We start from the raw sequence: 18,161 nt of genomic DNA on the forward strand, positions 1-18,161 counted from the left end.
CGCTATACTCCGAGATTTTACGATGTGCATTTTTACTGCTTAAGCGGTTTTACGTACGTTTTCTTCAACTGGATCACGTAAAACGTAACCACGTCCCCAAACTGTATCAATGTAGTTTACATGAGAAGAGATTGCTTCTAATTTCTTCCGTAGTTTACAGATAAACACGTCGATAATTTTAAGTTCTGGTTCATCCATCCCACCATAGAGATGATTAAGAAACATTTCCTTGGTGAGGGTAGTGCCTTTGCGTAGAGAAAGAAGCTCTAGCATCTGATATTCTTTACCAGTTAAATGAACGGGGTGCCCAGCAACTTCGACTGTTTTTGCGTCAAGGTTAACGGTGAGATCGCCGGTAACGATAACGGATTGCGCATGCCCTTTAGAGCGACGAACAACGGCATGAATACGCGCAATAAGCTCATCCTTGTGGAAGGGCTTGGTCATATAATCATCTGCACCAAAGCCAAAACCACGCACCTTATCTTCAATGGCATTCATACCAGAAAGAATAAGAACAGGAGTTTTTATCTTTGCCAGTCGCAGGGTCCGCAGAACATCGTATCCTGACATATCAGGAAGATTCAAATCAAGCAAAATGATATCATAATCATAAAGCTTTCCTAAATCGACTCCTTCTTCACCAAGATCGGTGATGTAGACATTAAAGTTTGCGGACTTTAACATTAACTCAATGCTTTGAGTCATCGCTTTATCATCTTCAATTAATAATACGCGCATTTTAGATCCCTCACTTTGTTCCTCCGAATCAAGAGGAACAGTTTTGTTTTATACAGCTGGTAAAACCACTGTTTATAAAAACAATTCATGAAATCAAACACTTATAATGAAAGTGTCTATGAATATTTCAGCGGTACGCGTAACAATCACCACTGAGTTCCCCCACTATCTATGATAGTGGTTAACAAAATATTTTCATTTTTAAAAGAGGTTATAAAATTATTTTAGAAAAATTGCATCTTTTTAACAAATAAAAAAAATTGCGCTTGTTTCACTCACTTTAACTTTAAAAAACACCTTATTAAAAGATTTTTTTAAAGTACTTTTTAAATTTCAGTGTTTATTTACTGAGCTTTAAATCTCTTTCTATAGTGTAGGTGAAAAGTAAAGAAAAAGTTATATCTCTTTAAAGCAGGCTGTGTTCACAGGTGCTTTAGGGGAAGACGAACGATCGAGTTACAAATTAAAAACGGATGTTTTCGTCAGAAAGGGTATAGCTGAAAGCATATGTAAAAGTGCGAATGCAAGTTTTGAGTTTGCGCAGTCGAGGAGTAGTAAGTATGAAGCCACGAAAAAGTATGGTGCAATTGAGGATGTTTCAAGCACGTGGGAAGCGTCGTGAAATTGCACAGCTTGATATGATGATCGCAGAATTTGAGCGAATGGTGTTAGAACTGGAAGCGCAAATTGTTAACGAAGAACGTAAATCTGGAAATAATGACGTTCACCATTTTGCTTATTCTGCTTTTGCTCGGGCTGCGCGGCAAAGGCGCGATAATCTTATAAATTCGATTCGTGATTTGCAGGTTCAAAAAACAAATGCTGAAATTGCTCTCCATGAAGTCAATACGGAGTTGCAACACGCACAGCTTCTTGAGGCACGGGAAAAGAAGGCCGCAGTAGATGATGAGAGTCTTTTAATTCCCTCGAACTCAATGACTGGATGATAAAGGGACTGGATGATAAAGGCTATAGCTTGAAAAGACATTCTTTGCGATAATTATGCCGAAAACACAAAAAAACAGCCAAACTTGATAAAAGTTCGGCTGTTTTAGGGGGATAGCCGTTACCAAATCATTATCAAGCGTAACTAATGCCTATAATGTTGGATTCTGGTCGTTCGTAATCCAGCTAAACCGTGTTCATCGATCAAACTTTGCCATGAAAGAAATTCTTCTACGGTCAAAGTGTAGCGTTGACACGCCTCATCAAGACTTAACAATCCACCTCTAACAGCCGCAACAACTTCAGCTTTGCGACGAATCACCCAGCGCCGTGTTGTTTTTGGCGGTAGATCAGCGATTGTCAGTGGACTTCCATCCGGCCCAATAACATATTTCATTTGTGTTTTTATCAAATTGGTCATTGTATCCTCTACCTTTAGTCAAGGACTTGATTCGTTTATAAAACATGAAATTTAAAAAAGAACTAAACACGTTGAAAGAAAAAATTAATAAACTAAGCTAGCATATAAAAATTAGGCTCCAAAGTGAAAGGCATAGAAGAGCGTCTTACAATGCTTTTGTTGGCGTTTTTTTAAGAGTAAAAAGGATTTTCATCGTGCCTTCTTTCTATCAGTCTTTTTTGTTTGCAGCTTCTTTAAAGAAAGTGATGCTATTGGTTGTGAAAAAAATAAAAAAACAATATAAAAAATGAATGAACGGCGCGCATAACGCTCTTAACCAATGGATGATTATTGATAGAGAATGAGTACATGTTTTTGAACAGTCTTGATTTACCAGGACCACCTGAGAACTCCCGTATTGTTGTAGCAATGTCGGGGGGAGTTGATTCATCGGTTGTTGCAGGTCTTTTAAAAAGGGAAGGCTATGATGTCATTGGCATTACTTTGCAGCTCTATGATCATGGCGCTGCAACACATCGGGTAGGGTCGTGTTGTGCTGGACAAGATATTGAAGATGCTCGCCGCGTAGCAGAAACATTGGGGATCCCTTATTATGTTCTTGATTATGAAAAGCGGTTTCGCGAAGCAGTGATTGATCCTTTTGCAGAAAGTTATGCGCATGGAGAGACCCCTGTGCCATGTGTCTCATGCAATCAAACTGTCAAGTTTGCTGATTTATTAGCAACCGCACGTGAATTGGGGGCGGATGCTTTGGCTACCGGCCATTATATTCGCTCGCGCCTCCATGGCGCGCATCGGGCACTTTTCCGTCCTCTCGATAGCGATCGTGATCAGAGCTATTTCCTTTTCGCAACGACGCAAGAGCAGATTGATTATTTGCGTTTTCCACTTGGTGACCTTCCAAAAGCACGTGTTCGTGAAATAGCAGCAGAAATGGGTTTTGTCGTTGCTCATAAGCATGACAGTCAGGATATTTGTTTTGTTCCGCAAGGAAAATATTCTGATGTTATCACAAAATTACGACCAGAGGCGGCCAATCCTGGCGTTATTATGCATATCGATGGGCAGATTTTAGGCAAACATTCGGGAATCGTTAATTATACGGTTGGTCAACGTCGTGGTATTGGTGTTGCAACCGGTGAAGCACTTTATGTGATTTATCTCGATGTAGAAAATGCGCGTGTTATTGTTGGTCCGCGGGAAATGTTGGAAACACATAAACTCTTTTTGCGTGATGTGAATTGGCTTGGTGATGAGCTCTTGGAGAATTTTCCTTCTGATGGTGTTGAGATGGCTGTAAAAGTTCGTTCAACGCGTCCTCCCCATCTTGCTCGCTTGCATTATCAAGAGGGTGTTTTTTCTGTTGATTTGTTGGAACGTGAAAATGCGGTGGCACCAGGGCAGGCTTGTGTTTTTTATGATGGAAATGGTCATGAAGCGCGTATTCTTGGCGGGGGATTTGTAACACATTCAGAACGTGCTGCTGATACTGAAGTGATGTTGAAACGCGTTTTATGCAATCTGGAAACGAACACGACTGTTGTTTCTGAACTTAAAACAACCACTTCTTATAATTGAAAATGATAGGCTTATGGGGATTGTTTTGCACCTTAAACTATTCTTATTGTTAGGAAACTTTATCAAAATCGCTAAAATGGGCGAGCGCAATGCCTGTTGCTGTAGAAACATTGAGACTGTCAAAGCCGGGAGCCATAGGAATCCGTAAGGTTTCTGATTTTTGTAGGATATAGGTTGGTAAGCCATCACCTTCTGTTCCTAAAATGAGTGCTATCCTTTTAGGTGTTTTTGCTTGCTTGAGAGTGCATGGGGCAGAGGGAGAAAGTGCATAAGTATGAAAATCTGCTTCATGGAGCGTTTCTAGAATATTACTAATATTAGCACCTTGCGTATAGGGTACCTTTAGAGCTGCGCCAGCAGAAACTCTGATTGATTTGCGGTAAAGAGGATCGCATGAGGTTTTGTCAACGATAATACCATTGCTGGCAAAAGCGGCAGCGTTGCGAAAAATAGCGCCCATATTATCATGGTTAGAAATACCGCATAAAATGAGAATTAAAGCCTCTTCTGGTAAATCTTGTAAAAATTGTTGTAAGGATGGTAACGTTTTGCGTTTACCGATACCCAGTATACCACGATGAACATGGAATCCCACAATATTATCCATGACTTTTTGCGGTACGCAGTAAATGGGACATATTGGCTGTGTGTTCTCTAAAAGGGGCATGAGGCTAGGAAGACGTTCTGTCACTATGAGCAATGAGAGAGAAACAAATTCTTTCGAATGGAGCAATGCCGATAATATGACTTTGCCTTCAGCAATAAACTTATGTTGCCGTCCTACAAGATCTTTTTCACGAATGTTATGATAATCTCCAAGACGTATATCATCAGTTTCGTAGATTGGTATAATATTCAAACGCATACAGGGGTTTTTAGTGCTCTTTTTTCTCAATTACTAGATGTTAAATATTCGCTTTATTTTGATAAAAGAGGAGAAAAATTTATTTTTTTAAAACCTATGGTAGAATTTATGTTGACACAACACAACTATAGGTATAATATGAGAATACCAAATGCAGAACAATGTAGTTTGTTTTTGTATTGGTTGTAGGGTTTTAGGTCCCCGCTATTTCCTAAGCTCTGCATACCCTTAATTTTAAGGGAAAAGAATCTGGGTCCCCAATGCCCAGATTCTTTTTTTTTGAGGGATCATTGTGTTTTTTCTTTGTTTGTGAAGATGATTGTTGTTTTAGCGGCCCTATTTTTTGATACAGTTACGATGTAAGGGGGGGAAAAATGGTCAGTGATTTTTTGAGCTGTCTGTGATTATGCTGATAGAGTGATTGGTTTAAGACTCACAAAAATTAAATCATCGCACGGAAATAGGATGCTTTTTAGAAAAAACAACAGGTGTTTTTTCAATCATAGGAACGTAACAGAATTACACTATTCAAAAAAAATTTGATAATCAGGAATATACCTTTGATTCCTCTTAAAGATTTCTTTTGCTTGTTTAAGCGATATGTGCATTCCTTTATTTGTCATATTCTATCCTATCGCCGGACAGTTGTTGCAATAACAATAGTGGGGTGTTTTCGTTGTTTCTATCTTGTGAAGCTTGTGTGATATTGAAGAAATATTGGCGATACGTCAAAAATATCATAGAGTCTATGAATGAGAGTGTTATTCCTTATTGGGTGAAGATGAGGGTGTAGATGTGGCTGTAAAAATCAATATACAAAGCTTAACGTTATATTCTATTTTCGTCGCGTGTGTTGTTTTTGCTTTAAAATATTGGGCATATTATATCACTGATTCGGTTGCACTTTATTCTGATGCATTGGAATCGATCGTCAATATACTTGCTGCATTGGCAGCATGGTGGGCTGTAAAAGTCAGTATGAAACCGGCGGATCATGATCATCCTTTTGGACATCATAAAGTGGAATATTTTTCTGCGATTCTTGAAGGAATCCTGATCATTATTGCGGCAATTATTATTTTAAGAGAAGCATGGATGGCTCTTTCGACTGTTAAAGTGTTGCAAACGCCGGGGATATGGATCGTTATGCATCTTGGTGCCAGTCTCATAAATTCCCTCTGGGGTTTTGTGCTGATCCGGCAGGGAAAAATACACCGTTCACCAGCTCTTAAAGCTGATGGGGTGCATTTCATAACCGATGTTTTTACTTCTCTTGCCATTTTAGTTGGTTTGATTGCTGGATTTATGGGTGGATGGAGCATCTTGGATCCGATCTTAGCAATTATCGTTGCCCTTAATATTCTTTTGCAGGGTTGGAAGGTGATTAGCAGCGCCGTTCAAGGGCTAATGGATGTTGGAGTTGAGTTGAATGAAACGATGCGGATTCGTGAGCTTATTTCTGCAAATGCACAGGGTGCACTTGAAGTTCATGATTTGCTTACGCGTGTTGCTGGTAGAGTCACTTTTATAGAGTTTCATTTGGTTGTACCTGCAGCAATGTCGGTAGGAGAAGCACATCAGATTTGCGATAAAATTGAAGATGTTCTGCATAAAGAATTTGATAATGTGCGCATTTCTATTCATGTTGAGCCTGAAGATGAGGCGAAGTTACCTCTAGGGACAACGGTCGTTCCTTTTATATAAAATTTTTCTCAATGATCTGTAGCACCGTAAAATATTCTGTTTCAGGAAAGAGAATAAGGGGCCGTCATATTAAAAATCACGGTTTTCTGTATCTTCTTTTTGTTTTCTTTTGTGTCAGCTAAGCACAGAGAAAAAGGAAAGGTAAAAGGAAGATTTAAAGCGAGTTGTCCATAGGGCTTGTCAAATAAATTACTAAATTCCATAAGTGATGAAGAATATCTAAGGGAAATGAATTTGTTATCAGTTTTGTGGTTAAGAATCTTTTTCTTTTATAATCAAGGGGAACCCAAGTTACTTTTTAAAGGGATATGAAGTTAAAGAGATTTTCGTTCTTTGCTTATTTTTGCAGCTTTTTGGTTGCGTTGACTGCGTGTTTAAAGATTAATTGTTTCAGTGCAGGCTATTTCATTGTTTTGATTGATAAGATTATAACGGTGCAATTGGCAATGCCATTGATTGTGAGAGCTTTCAATGGCAAATAAGTTGAAGCCTGCGGGTGGTTTTTTATCCCCAAAAGCTTGCGATGCAGAAGCAACACCAACAATAGGAATTGTTCCCATTGGTCCTGTGAGAGTATGCAAGGTAGGGAGATGGGTGTGGCCATGAAGAACGAGTTCGCAACCGTGGTGTTTGATAACCTCTAGAAAACGATTGATGCCCCATAATTTTTTATGCCAAGAAGTTGCATGATGAAAGGGAGGATGATGTATCAGGACAACACGAAAAAGATTGCGTGTTGCAGCTTCATTTAAAAGTTTCGATAAAGCTTGCGCTTGCCTTTTGCCAAAATAACCAGAAGCTTGAAAAGGTGGTGTAGCAATCGCTGAGGAAGTTCCTATAATGGCGATGTTCTTGCGAATGCGCATATAAGGAAAGGAAAGGGTAGGATTTTGAGGAAGATCACCTGTAATCCAAGGTTGAAAGAGAGTACAAGCTTTTTTGAATGCTCCACGGACATAAGCATCATGATTGCCAAATGTTAAAGAAATATCTTGAGGGTGTCCTTGGTTAAGCAACCAGTTGCGTGCTTGTTCAAATTCTTTATCGAGAGCAAGATTCACCAGATCACCAGAGATGATAAGATGATCAGGATTTGTTTTTTTTAAGGCTTCCATTAAAGTTTCTAAAACATTGGATGCCATTTTGTGTTTTCGTTTTTTTTGCCAATTAAGATAGCCCGTAAGACGCTTTCCACAAAGTTCAAAAAGGGAAGGTTGTGGGAGGGGGGAAAGATGCACATCCGATATATGAGCAAGATAAAACATGGGCTGTTAGCATAGCGTTGAAAACGATTTAAGCAATAAATAAAAAAGAGTATAGGACAAGTTCATGCACTTTTTTAAGGCAAGAGAGAATTATAAAATCAAAAAAATAATTTTCAGAAAATGTGAGAGAAACCTTTTATAAGCCCATAGGTTATTGTTTTTTATTAATAATGAAGCAGATATGCTTTGCTCTGTTATTATTTGTTTCATCGGTATAAATCTTTTGTAGGATGCGCAGCATTGTAAAATTGTCGTATAATCTTTAAGTTTTTTAACGGCTTTCACGATACCACATGCTGTTCAACAGTAAAAGACAAGCAAGCAGTGCAAAGAGACCAGAAAAGATCGAAAAATAAAAACTATTGATTAAACGGGTCTCTGTTGCTTCTTTTAAAACAATTGAAGGGGCACGAGAAGATGGCAAGTTCTTTTGCGATTGAATCAGTTTAAATGGAGGAAGATGAATCCCTTGTTTTTCTGTGTCGTATAAACGGACAATGTGACCCCCAGTGTGTTTACTAATGGGAGCTAGTTTTTCTTTCGTTGAAATTAAGTCAAACAGTTCGAGAGTATCAAGCATCCCTACAGAGGAAAATGCTGTTAAATCACCATTTTTGATAGTAAAAATTCCTGTTTCATTGGTATTAAGAGTTGCTGTAAAAACACCTTCGCGCTCTTTTGTAAGGGTGATATTTTCTTCTTTTCCAGAAGGAAAAGTTATTTTTGCTGGTTCTGGATGATCTTTGAGTGTTTGGCGACGAATTGTTAAGTGATGATGGTTGCTGGTAGCACTTAACTTTTCTTCTTCAAGTTCTGGCTCTTTCATAAGCCAATGAGCAATTCGACGATAAAGAGCGGCATAGGGACCTCCACCTTCGAAACCTCTTGCCCAAAGCCAGCTTTCGTCGGAAAGAAGCATACCTACACGTCCTTTGCCAACATGGGAAAGAAGTAAAAGGGGTTGTTCATTAGCACCTTTCATGAGGGCCGTGCCTTTATATGTATTTTGAATAGCAATTTGTCGTAGCCATCTTCCCCATTGAGAGGTTGGAGAGGCAGATGTTGCAAGATTTCTTGTTACAGGATGACGTTCACCTTGTTTGGTTAATGTAGGGCGAAAAGGTTGTTGAAGGATAACACCAGTGGGTAATGCGGGGAGGACGCTGATTAAAGGTGTTTTTGCAAGCGAATTTTCTTTGGTAAATTCGGGTCCTGTTACTATCAGCAACGCACCGCCTTTTTGCACATACTGAGCGATATAATCATAATAGACTAATGGTAGAACAGAAGAATGTTGATAGCCATCAAGAATGACGAGATCAAAATTATCAATCTCTTCAACAAACAGCTTTCTTGTGGGGAAGACAACAAGGGATAATTGGCTTGATGGTGTATTATCTGCTTTGTTGGGGGGGCGCAAAATAGTAAAATGAACAAGATCTATATTAGAATCACCTTTGAGAAGATCACGCCATGTCCGTTCACCATTGTAAGGTGCACCTGAAATAAGAAGGACACGTAAATTTTCTCTAATACCTTCAATAACAGCTATAGCACGGTTATTTTCAAAGCTTAATTCGCCTTTGTGCGTATTGGTGGAAACTTGAATAATATTTTTTTCAGCATGAGGAAGGGTGATTTCAGTTTGAAAAATCATCCCTGGGGTTACAGAATAATGACCAACTCCTTGTCCGTTGACGCTTACAGTAATCTTTGCTTGCTTTGGTAGAGATTCTTGGCTGTGTCCTTGATCTTCTACCAAGATAGAAAGCATCTGTGGTTTGTTAATAAGAGCAAAACGAGGGGGAGAAATAATTTTGATTTGGCGGTCAAATTCATCTGATCTTCCTGTTATAAGAGCATTGATCGGTGCTTTTTGATGAAGCTCTGCCATGGAAGGGATGTCATGCACTTGTCCATCGGTGATAAAAATTGTCCCCGCATAACGAGAGGGGGGGATATCAGATGTCGCTTGTGTTAAAGCATGAAATAAATTTGTTGAGGGTGCATATTGATTATCCGCAAGTTTTCCAGCTTCAATAAAGCGTGGTTCAAATTGTGGATAATGCGCCAATGCATTGATTAATTGTACACGCGCTTCGTCACTATCCTTGGTACGTGTCCCAAATGTTTGGCTTTTGCTGCGATCAATGACAATTCCTACCGTACTTTTAAGAGGTTCACGCTGTTCTTTTATAATCATTGGATTAAGCAAAGCAAGGATGAGTGATGCCAATGCCATGAGGCGTAAGAAAGATCCTTTCCGCTGGGTAACAAGGCCAATAATGACAAAAAAAGCAGATATTCCTCCTAAGAAGAAAATCCAAGAGAGAGGCAAGAAAGGCTGAAAAGTAAAGGATGGTATCATTGCCTTCTTTCTCGTTTAAAGCGTTCTAAAAGTGCTGGAACATGAACTTGGTCAGCTTTATAGTTTCCTGTAAGTACATAGATAACTATATTTAATCCTGCGCGAAATGCCCAGAGTCGTTGCATCGGATCATTGGGAATAAGGGGGTATTTCCACATGCCTTTTTCATCTAGCGCCCAAGCACCAGCAAAGTTATTTCCAGTAATCAGGAGAGAACTTACATTATCACCGAAGAGAGGAGAATTTTTTTCTTTTTTATTGGTTGATGATGATTCAACCCACAAAGGTGATCCACGGTAGAGACCGGGAAAATCGGGCATGATATAAAAAGAACGCGCAATCACGTGATCCGTTGAAGCGGGTTCAATAGCTGGGATGTTTAAGTCTTTTAAGATGGTCCGTAATCTTTGTGTGGTAGGGGTGGTTTCTTCTTCAAGATTAAGGTTGGTATTTATCTGATCACGCGTGTCAAAGAGAATTGTGCCTCCGTGTTGCATAAAGCTATTTATTTTTTCAAGGCTCCTTGGTGTTGGTAAAGGACTGTTAGCGTCAATGGGCCAGTAAATCAGTGGATAGAAGGCGAGTTCATCTTTATCAAGATCAAGAGCGACCACGGAACTTGGTGAGAGCATTGTCCGTTCTGCGATAAATCGGCTGAGTGCTTCGAGGCCACTCTTACTGGTTGTATCAATTTCGGGGTTATGCGTTACAACGTAAGCAAGATGTGTTGCGCCCGCTGCTTGTATTATCGTTTCATTGTTATTTTCTGTTCCTTGTGCATGAACTCTTGAACTATAGAGAAAAAAAGCAATGAGACTTATTGTTAGGGATAAAAAAAGAAGAATATTGCGCCGTCGGTTCAGAGAAAAAGCGCTTCCCCTCCATAAAATTAGAAAAGTGTCAAAGGTGAATAATAGGACTGCTAATCCTAACAGTGGACCAATAAGGTGTTTTTCTTTTGTATCGTAAGATAAAGGGATTCCTTTTAAGGAGGATGGCAATGATGATTGTTTTATCAAATGTGATGAAGGCTTTAAGAGATTGAGTGCATAAAAGTTATTTTTTACACCGTAGAGCCCAGGTGGAGTAAGAGAAGAGGGTTGGGGTGGATTTTGGCTATCTAGAATCAGTGAAACAACAGAAGAGGGGGGCATTTGTAATTGTCCATCAGCGGTCATTGTTCGCCAAGGCTTTTGGATGGTTGTTTCTTCTTTTATATGCGTTGGGTTGGTGTTTTCATAGGTACTCAATGTGATCAATTTTTGCAACATTTGCGCAAAAAAACCAGAAAGAGGAAGATTTGACCATGTGGGGTCTGGAGCAATGTGAATAAAAATGAGTGTTCCTTTGCCACTTTCAGCCGCTGTAATAAGGGGGGTTCCATCAGAAAGACTAAGCCATGTTTTTTCAAAAAGATCTGGGCTTGGTTCTGCTAGAATTTGTCGTGAGATAATGACATCTTCTGGAAAAGGAAGATCAAAAAATAAGCTGTTTTTTGTAAAGGGCGCAAGTTTTTGTGGTTTCGTCCAAGACATAATACTACCAAGGGAACGTTTACCAGGACGAAGCGGTACCGGAAGGAGACGATCGTAGTGTTCTGCGGTACTCAGGTTTTCTCCTGCAAAGCGGATGAGTGTTCCTCCTTTATTGACAAAGTCAGATAGTTTTTTTTCAGCTTCTTGTGACATGTTTACGATGTCACCTATAATGAAAACAGAAGGATTTTGTTTGAGTAAGTGATCAAGATCAGAGGAAAGCTCTCTTCCATCGGCTGTTATAAGCTGTGTATGGTCTTGTAGTGCTTTGATGATATAGTAAAATGGAGAGAGCAGAGGTTGTACCATTTCATGCGTATTGGGTGAGAGAAGAGCAACACGGCTTATTCTATTATGGCTGCCTACTAGGAAGGTCGCAGCAGCGTGGGTTTGGTTGTTAAGTTTTATCCAAGCAATATCATTGCGGAGTTCAAGTGGTACATTAAAAGGAACAAATGCTGTTGTTTTCCCCTCAAGAAAATTTGCCGTAAAGCGATTGAGAAGTTGATTGTTTGCATCGTAAAGGTTTAATGTGATGGGAGTTTCGCCATGTGTTGTTGAACGGATAACACGCACGACCATATTGCCATTATTCTTTTCTATGGCTGTTATGCCGGTTAAATCGGAAATATCAGATAAGCACCATAGGAATGTTTTGGGTTTTAATTGTTCAATAAGAGTGAAAGTTTGATCATCCTCATCTGTTTGTAAGCCATCACTTAAGTAAGCAATATCAAGAGATTCCCCTTTGGTCATTTCAATAAGCTTTTTTAGGGCATGCATACGATTGACAGCCCATGGGCGGGGATGCAAATGCATTAAATGTTGTTTTATAACTTCCGCAGGAAGGGGTCCCATATTGACGGTATCATTTTCAGCTGTTGCAAGAAGATAGATATTTTTTTGCTGTTTTTCTGCTTGTGCAAGGAGGGTTTCAGCAAGAGAAATCCGTTTTTTCCAGTCTTTTATAGATGCCCATCCATTGTCGATAATGAGTGCAAGGGGTTGTGAGCCAGAAAGGATAATTGGTTTTGGATTCCAAATAGGGCGCGCGAAAGCGATAATAATTGATGCTGCTATGGTTAAGCGTAATAATAGCAACCACCAAGGTGTGTGGTTTGCGGTTTCCTGTTGATGCGTTGGTTTTGGAAGAAAACGCAAAGGAGGAAAGAGTTCTTTATGCGGAGAGGGAGGGGTTATGCGCAATAACCACCAAATGATTGGTAGAGATAAAAGTCCTAGTAAAAGCAGGGAAGCAGCAAAACTCAAGACAGCCTCCTAGAGTGAGAGGGAGAGTGCCCTATTTTGTTTGCAAGATGCAAAATGGTTTCTGTGAAAGATTGGGTTGTTGTACTCACGTGATAGGTCCATCCTTGGCGTGAGCAAAAGTTTTTTAATTCTTGTCGCCTTGCTTGGTAGAGTTGACAATAGTTTTCACGAAGATTTTCTGCTTTTCCAAAAAGATGCTTTTCTTTTGTTTCGGGATCAAAAAATTCTGTATGACCTTTGTAGGGAAAGGATTCTTCTGCGGGATCCGCAATTTCAATGAGATGAGCAGTGATCTGTTTTGTCGATAAAAGGGTTAAATCTTGAATGATTTTTTCAGGATGATCGAGAAAATCGCTTATTATGATGGCCTGTGAAAAACGCGTAATGGTCGAAAAATTTGGAAATGGATTTTCACTTTGATGGTTTGCCAAAGCTAGCGCTATGCGTTCGATACCATTGGTTGCCATTGTGGGGGGCATTAAAGTCGGGATAGCAATATGTTCGCCGCTGTGTGCAAGAAGTGATGCCAAGATTAGGGTAAGAATAAGTGCATAATCACCCTTAGAGATTTTAGAAAAACGTGAACAGTAATGCATCGATGGACTTTGATCAGGCCAAAGCCAAACTGTTTGTGTCACTTGCCATTCGTGTTCCCGTAGGTAGGTGTGTTCATCACGTGCGGAACGGCGCCAGTCAATGTGGGTGATGGATTCTCCCTCAATATAGGGACGAAATTGCCAAAAATTTTCCCCGCTCCCTCGTTTACGTTGTCCATGCCATCCAGTCATTACTGTATTGGCAATCTTACGTGCTTGTAAAAGAAGAAGGGGCATTTTCGCGGAATCTTCATGTAGCTTGGCAGTCAATGACAGTGGAGGCTTTGGAGAAACTTTTTTGCCAATCGCCATTTAGAGAACATCTTTCATGAGATTATTGAGAATATCTTTTACAGTTATATTTTCAGCATGTGCAGAAAAATTGAGGGCCATACGATGTTGTAAGACAGGATAAGCCAATGCTTCAACATCATCAAGGGAGGGAGCTAAACGTCCATAATAAAGGGCGCGGGCGCGGACACAAAGTGAAAGCGCTTGTGATGCACGTGGACCAGGTCCCCAAGCAACATAAGTTTTTGCAAGCGTGTTGTCTTGAGAAGGGCGGGCTAAACGAACAATTTTTAAAATGGCTTCTATAACATTTTCCGAGAGAGGCATTTTACGAACAAGTTCTTGAATTTTCTGTAGTTTTTTTGTTGATAAAATCGGTTTTGCCTTTTGTTTTTTTTCTCTTGTTGTTTCTAAAATGATCCGCCGTTCTGTCGTTAGATCAGGATAGTCAATATCAATTTGCATCAAAAAGCGATCTAGTTGTGCTTCAGGAAGGGGGTAAGTTCCTTCCTGTTCAAGAGGATTTTGGGTTGCAAGAACATGAAAAGGTTGTGGTAAATCGTAACGAGTACCAGCAACAGTGATATGATATTCTTGCATGGCTTGTAGGAGAGCTGATTGCGTTCGAGGAGAAGCACGATTGATTTCATCTGCCATGAGAAGTTGCGTAAAAATAGGGCCTTGAACGTAGCGGAAAGAGCGCTTGCCGCTTTTATCTGAATCCATAATTTCAGAACCGATAATGTCCGACGGCATTAAATCGGGGGTAAATTGAATGCGTTTTTCATCAAGTCCCAAGACTGTTCCCAAAGTTTCAACAAGACGTGTTTTAGCAAGTCCTGGAGCACCGACAAGAAGGGCATGTCCACCAGAAAAAATAGCTATCAAAGCATATTCAATCACATGATTTTGCCCAAAAATAACTTTGTCAATTTCTTGTTGTAGGACATTCAACTCTTTGTGTGTTGCATCAATATCATCAATGATCCCTTGGGCTTCATCATTAATATTAGCTTTTTTAAGAGAATTGGATGATGTATCGCGTTGACTCATATTTCTTCCTTAAGGCGTTTGTCGCAAAATCGATAATTTTCTCTGTATGATAATGAATATTTTATGATTTGTAGCAGAAAATGAAAAGAAAAGAAGTGTAATATGTTGTTTTTTAATATTTGCATACACAGAGTCCTCAATTTGAAACAAGAGTGTTATGTAAGGAGAAGTCTTGGAAAGTGTGTTCTCGTAAGACTATCTGTTTAAGGCAATGAGGGCAAATTTTGAAAGGTTAGCGGATTGAGTATAAGACAAAATTTCAAACACGTTACATGGTTGCAGCAGAGTGATATTCAAACACTTCTTCACGTTCTGTCTATGGGGGGGGAAGACGCGCGTATTGTGGGGGGGGCCGTGCGTAATCAGCTGTTAGGGCAGCCTATTAGTGATATTGATATTGCTACAACTTGTTTGCCGCAACAGGTTATCATGCGTGCGGAAGAAGCAGGATTTAAAGCTATTCCTACAGGACTTGCATTTGGTACAGTGACTGTGGTTTCTCCGTCATGTTCTTATGAGATAACAACGCTTCGCTCTGATCTTGAAACGGATGGTCGTCATGCAAAAGTAGCATTTGGTCGTGATTGGAAAAAAGATGCTGAACGGCGAGATTTTACAATGAATGCGCTTTATTGTGATGCCGATGGAAACCTTTATGATGATGTTGGAGGCTTGAGAGATATTGCCAGCCGGACAGTACGTTTTATCGGCATTGCAGAAAATCGTATCCGTGAAGATTATTTGCGTATTTTGCGGTTTTTTCGTTTTTTTGCTTGGTATGGAGCAGGACGTCCTGATGTGCAGGGATTAAAAGCATGTGTTTGCTTAAAAGATGGTCTGCAAAAACTGTCTTCTGAGCGTATTTGGGGAGAAATGAAAAAACTTCTTGCTGCTTCAGATCCAACACGTGCTCTTTTATGGATGCGTCAAAGTGGAGTTTTGACACGCGTTTTTCCTGAAACAGAAAAATGGGGCATTGATGCAATCCACGCATTGGTGAAAACAGAACAGACTTTGGGTTGGAAAAGTGATCCATTGTTACGGCTGGAGTGTCTTCTTCCTCCTGATCCTATACGTCTTCATGAAATGGCACAGCGTTTGCGGCTCTCTAATAAGGAAGCAACGCGATTAAAGGAATGGGCAGAGCTAAAAATGATTAGCCAAAACTGTTCAGATGATTTTGTGCAAAAACTGATTTATTTTCATGGTCGTCAGCCGGTTTTAGATCAATTGTCCCTGTGCGTAGCAGCAGCACATGTTGCCATCCTACAAAAAGATGAGGCTTCGCAGAAAGCAGAAAGTTATATGAGGCTTTATCAGCTTGCTCAAAAATGGCAAATTCCTACTTTTCCTGTTAATGGTAAGGATTTGATGAAGAAAGGTTTGTCTAAAGGGATTTTGTTAGGAGAAAAGCTCAAAGAGGTAGAAAAGATATGGATTGAAAGTGGATTTTCAATGGATCGTGAAGCATTATTAGAAAGAATTAATTTATAATACAGAATGTTACAAAGAAGTTTTATTGCTTTCATAGGAGAGTTTTTTTATAGCCTTTTGACTACTGATAGTGGCAATGGTGCGATGAAGGATTAAAAGCTCTCTTAAAAAAACTGTTTCTCATGTGTAGAGCTTTGCATTTTATCAAGATATTAAATTTCTTAATGGGATTTTTTGTCTTTTTTATAAAGTTTCTCTTTTTTCCTGATAACCAATTTGACGAAGCGCTTCTCCTGTTGTTATGGCTACGCTCATTGCGAGATTTAGGGAACGCGCATGAGATTGCATGGGAATTTTTAATGCATAATTAACAGCTTCATGAACATAATCAGGAACGCCTGCCGATTCACGACCAAAAAGTAAAACATCATCTTTCTGATAGCATATTTGCGTATAACATGTTTGTGCTTTTGTGCTCAAAAGCAAAAGACGACGGTTAAAGTGTTTCATGGCACGTATGAAGTGGAGCCAATCAATGTGTCGCTCTAGCGAAGCATATTCGAGATAATCCAATCCTGCACGCTTAAGATTGCGATCTGACAGATTAAAGCCTGTTGGTTCAATAATATGGACATGTAAACCGAAACAGGCACTAAGACGCAAAATCGTTCCAGTATTCCCAGCAATATCAGGTTGAAAAAGAGCAATATGAAGTGTCATATGCTCTATAGTATGTTTTTTTCTCCGTATTTGTAAAGAAGCTCTTTTGCTTATCCAAAAAATCTCATTGAGATACATAGAATTTTTGCATTTTACTACCATTAATTCTGTATTTTAGAAAGGAGCTACACTCTCGAGTTTATTATGGATATATACAGCATGGAATTAGGGAAAAAGGATATTACCTGATGCTTTTTAATACGGATGTGAATTATTATAAGAACATGTTTGATTCAAAGGGTGCTCCTTTATTCGCGAAGTTTTATTGTCTATGATAGAGGCGTATCGGTGTGAGCGCCTTATTGGTAATAACAATAGCATGTGAGAGTATGGTAGTTAAAAAATGGAAATTTATCATTTTTTATCCGTATGAATACAGTCAAAACTCTATGACTTCGATGAAGTTATAAAAAAATTGAATGCACAATTTAAGTCTTTTTTATAGAGGTTGGTTATTAAAAAACTTCTTTATAAATCTTTTTTTCTCAATAAAGGCTTCAGTATTTAGTGAATTGTTGGTTGGAATATTACTTTAATTTAAAAAATTCTTAGTCTTCATGATAAGTGTTATAGCAAGAGCAGAGAATATCTCTGGAGAGACAGCTTTATAGTTAAGGGTCTTGAGAGTGAATGGGTAAGGATAGCACTTTTTCCTAGAATAGGGACCAAGAGTTTTTTGGAAAATAAAATAAATTCCATAGATGATCAAAAGTTTTTTTGAAGTATTTTTATGGTTTAGGAAACTAAATAATCAGAGATTGTACAATGGGGGAGGGTATGATACAAGAGTTTTTTGGGCCATAGACACCTTGTAGTTAAGGTCATGAGTGAGCAAACAAGGCGCGATTTTCTATTTTTGCTAACAGCCGTTACAGGGGCTGTAGGGGTTGGTGCTGTTGCTTGGCCTTTTATTCGTCAATTGCGCCCAGATGAGGCTGTTTTGGCATCTTCCTCTGTGGAAGTGGATCTTTCCGGAATTGAAGAAGGCATGTCGGTGACAGTTAAGTGGCGTGGGCAGCCTGTCGTTATTCGTAACCGCACCACAAAAGAAATCGCTGAAGCTCGTGCTACCAAACTCAATCTTCTTAGAGATCGTCAGGCACGCAATCCTAATCTTGAAGGTGAAAAAGATGCAACAGATTTTGCCCGTTCGGCTGGTGAGGGGCGTGAAAATTGGCTTATTATCATTAATCTTTGTACGCATCTTGGTTGTATAACACTTGGACAATCAGGTAAATTTGGGGGGTGGTTGTGTCCATGTCATGGATCTGTTTATGATACAGCTGGAAGAGTCCGTTCAGGACCCGCTAACTATAATTTAGCTATACCACCTTATCGTTTTCTTTCTGATACCTTGCTGAAAATAGGGTGAAGTG

14 protein-coding genes are annotated in these 18,161 nt (G+C 39.4%); 5 read left to right on the top strand and 9 right to left on the bottom strand.

Annotation, left to right across the window (positions count from 1 at the left end):
• Window positions 1–39: 39 nt before the first annotated feature.
• Window positions 40–741, bottom strand: coding sequence for a response regulator transcription factor CtrA (ctrA, locus tag AC0QT1_RS04835; protein ID WP_254769885.1), 702 nt, complete (start codon window positions 739–741; stop codon window positions 40–42).
• A 560-nt stretch (window positions 742–1,301) separates the two neighbouring features.
• On the opposite strand from ctrA, the gene AC0QT1_RS04840 reads away from it, so the two are divergent.
• A complete protein-coding gene (locus tag AC0QT1_RS04840; protein WP_473200351.1) occupies window positions 1,302–1,688 on the top strand; it encodes a flagellar export protein FliJ in 387 nt (128 codons plus the stop codon).
• 143 nt (window positions 1,689–1,831) lie between these two features.
• On the opposite strand, the gene sciP is transcribed toward AC0QT1_RS04840, so the two are convergent.
• On the bottom strand, window positions 1,832–2,107 hold the full coding sequence (gene sciP, locus AC0QT1_RS04845; RefSeq protein ID WP_004863244.1) for a CtrA inhibitor SciP: 276 nt from the start codon (window positions 2,105–2,107) through the stop codon (window positions 1,832–1,834).
• A gap of 348 nt (window positions 2,108–2,455) precedes the next feature.
• On the opposite strand from sciP, the gene mnmA reads away from it, so the two are divergent.
• A complete protein-coding gene (mnmA, locus tag AC0QT1_RS04850) occupies window positions 2,456–3,685 on the top strand; it encodes a tRNA 2-thiouridine(34) synthase MnmA (protein WP_473201759.1) in 1,230 nt (409 codons plus the stop codon).
• A gap of 49 nt (window positions 3,686–3,734) precedes the next feature.
• Here mnmA and AC0QT1_RS04855 read toward each other — a convergent pair whose 3' ends face one another.
• Window positions 3,735–4,550 carry a TrmH family RNA methyltransferase gene (locus AC0QT1_RS04855; RefSeq protein WP_473200349.1) on the bottom strand — a complete coding sequence of 272 codons (816 nt, stop codon included), beginning with the start codon at window positions 4,548–4,550 and terminating at the stop codon, window positions 3,735–3,737.
• Between the two features lie 795 nt (window positions 4,551–5,345).
• Here AC0QT1_RS04855 and AC0QT1_RS04860 point away from each other — a divergent pair.
• Window positions 5,346–6,254 carry a cation diffusion facilitator family transporter gene (locus AC0QT1_RS04860; protein ID WP_473200348.1) on the top strand — a complete coding sequence of 303 codons (909 nt, stop codon included), beginning with the start codon at window positions 5,346–5,348 and terminating at the stop codon, window positions 6,252–6,254.
• Window positions 6,255–6,628: 374 nt separating this feature from the next.
• Here the strand turns inward: AC0QT1_RS04860 and AC0QT1_RS04865 are convergent, their stop codons facing one another.
• From AC0QT1_RS04865 to AC0QT1_RS04885, 5 genes are all read right to left on the bottom strand, one after another.
• The gene (locus AC0QT1_RS04865; protein ID WP_473201760.1) at window positions 6,629–7,519 is read right to left on the bottom strand and encodes a metallophosphoesterase family protein; all 891 of its coding nucleotides are present in this window, start codon (window positions 7,517–7,519) and stop codon (window positions 6,629–6,631) included.
• A 271-nt stretch (window positions 7,520–7,790) separates the two neighbouring features.
• Window positions 7,791–9,887, bottom strand: coding sequence for a hypothetical protein (locus AC0QT1_RS04870; RefSeq protein ID WP_473201761.1), 2,097 nt, complete (start codon window positions 9,885–9,887; stop codon window positions 7,791–7,793).
• A complete protein-coding gene (locus AC0QT1_RS04875) occupies window positions 9,884–12,691 on the bottom strand; it encodes a DUF4159 domain-containing protein (RefSeq protein ID WP_473201762.1) in 2,808 nt (935 codons plus the stop codon). The genes AC0QT1_RS04870 and AC0QT1_RS04875 overlap by 4 nt, the downstream gene beginning before the upstream one ends.
• A complete protein-coding gene (locus tag AC0QT1_RS04880; RefSeq protein ID WP_473200344.1) occupies window positions 12,688–13,599 on the bottom strand; it encodes a DUF58 domain-containing protein in 912 nt (303 codons plus the stop codon). The genes AC0QT1_RS04875 and AC0QT1_RS04880 overlap by 4 nt, the downstream gene beginning before the upstream one ends.
• The gene (locus AC0QT1_RS04885; RefSeq protein WP_473201763.1) at window positions 13,600–14,631 is read right to left on the bottom strand and encodes an AAA family ATPase; all 1,032 of its coding nucleotides are present in this window, start codon (window positions 14,629–14,631) and stop codon (window positions 13,600–13,602) included.
• A gap of 240 nt (window positions 14,632–14,871) precedes the next feature.
• On the opposite strand from AC0QT1_RS04885, the gene AC0QT1_RS04890 reads away from it, so the two are divergent.
• The gene (locus tag AC0QT1_RS04890; RefSeq protein WP_473201764.1) at window positions 14,872–16,125 is read left to right on the top strand and encodes a CCA tRNA nucleotidyltransferase; all 1,254 of its coding nucleotides are present in this window, start codon (window positions 14,872–14,874) and stop codon (window positions 16,123–16,125) included.
• Between the two features lie 183 nt (window positions 16,126–16,308).
• Here the strand turns inward: AC0QT1_RS04890 and AC0QT1_RS04895 are convergent, their stop codons facing one another.
• Window positions 16,309–16,785, bottom strand: coding sequence for a tRNA (cytidine(34)-2'-O)-methyltransferase (locus tag AC0QT1_RS04895; protein WP_473201765.1), 477 nt, complete (start codon window positions 16,783–16,785; stop codon window positions 16,309–16,311).
• An 823-nt stretch (window positions 16,786–17,608) separates the two neighbouring features.
• On the opposite strand from AC0QT1_RS04895, the gene petA reads away from it, so the two are divergent.
• On the top strand, window positions 17,609–18,157 hold the full coding sequence (gene petA / locus AC0QT1_RS04900) for a ubiquinol-cytochrome c reductase iron-sulfur subunit (protein WP_473201766.1): 549 nt from the start codon (window positions 17,609–17,611) through the stop codon (window positions 18,155–18,157).
• Window positions 18,158–18,161: the final 4 nt, after the last annotated feature.

The organism is Bartonella sp. P12B (assembly GCF_055796185.1).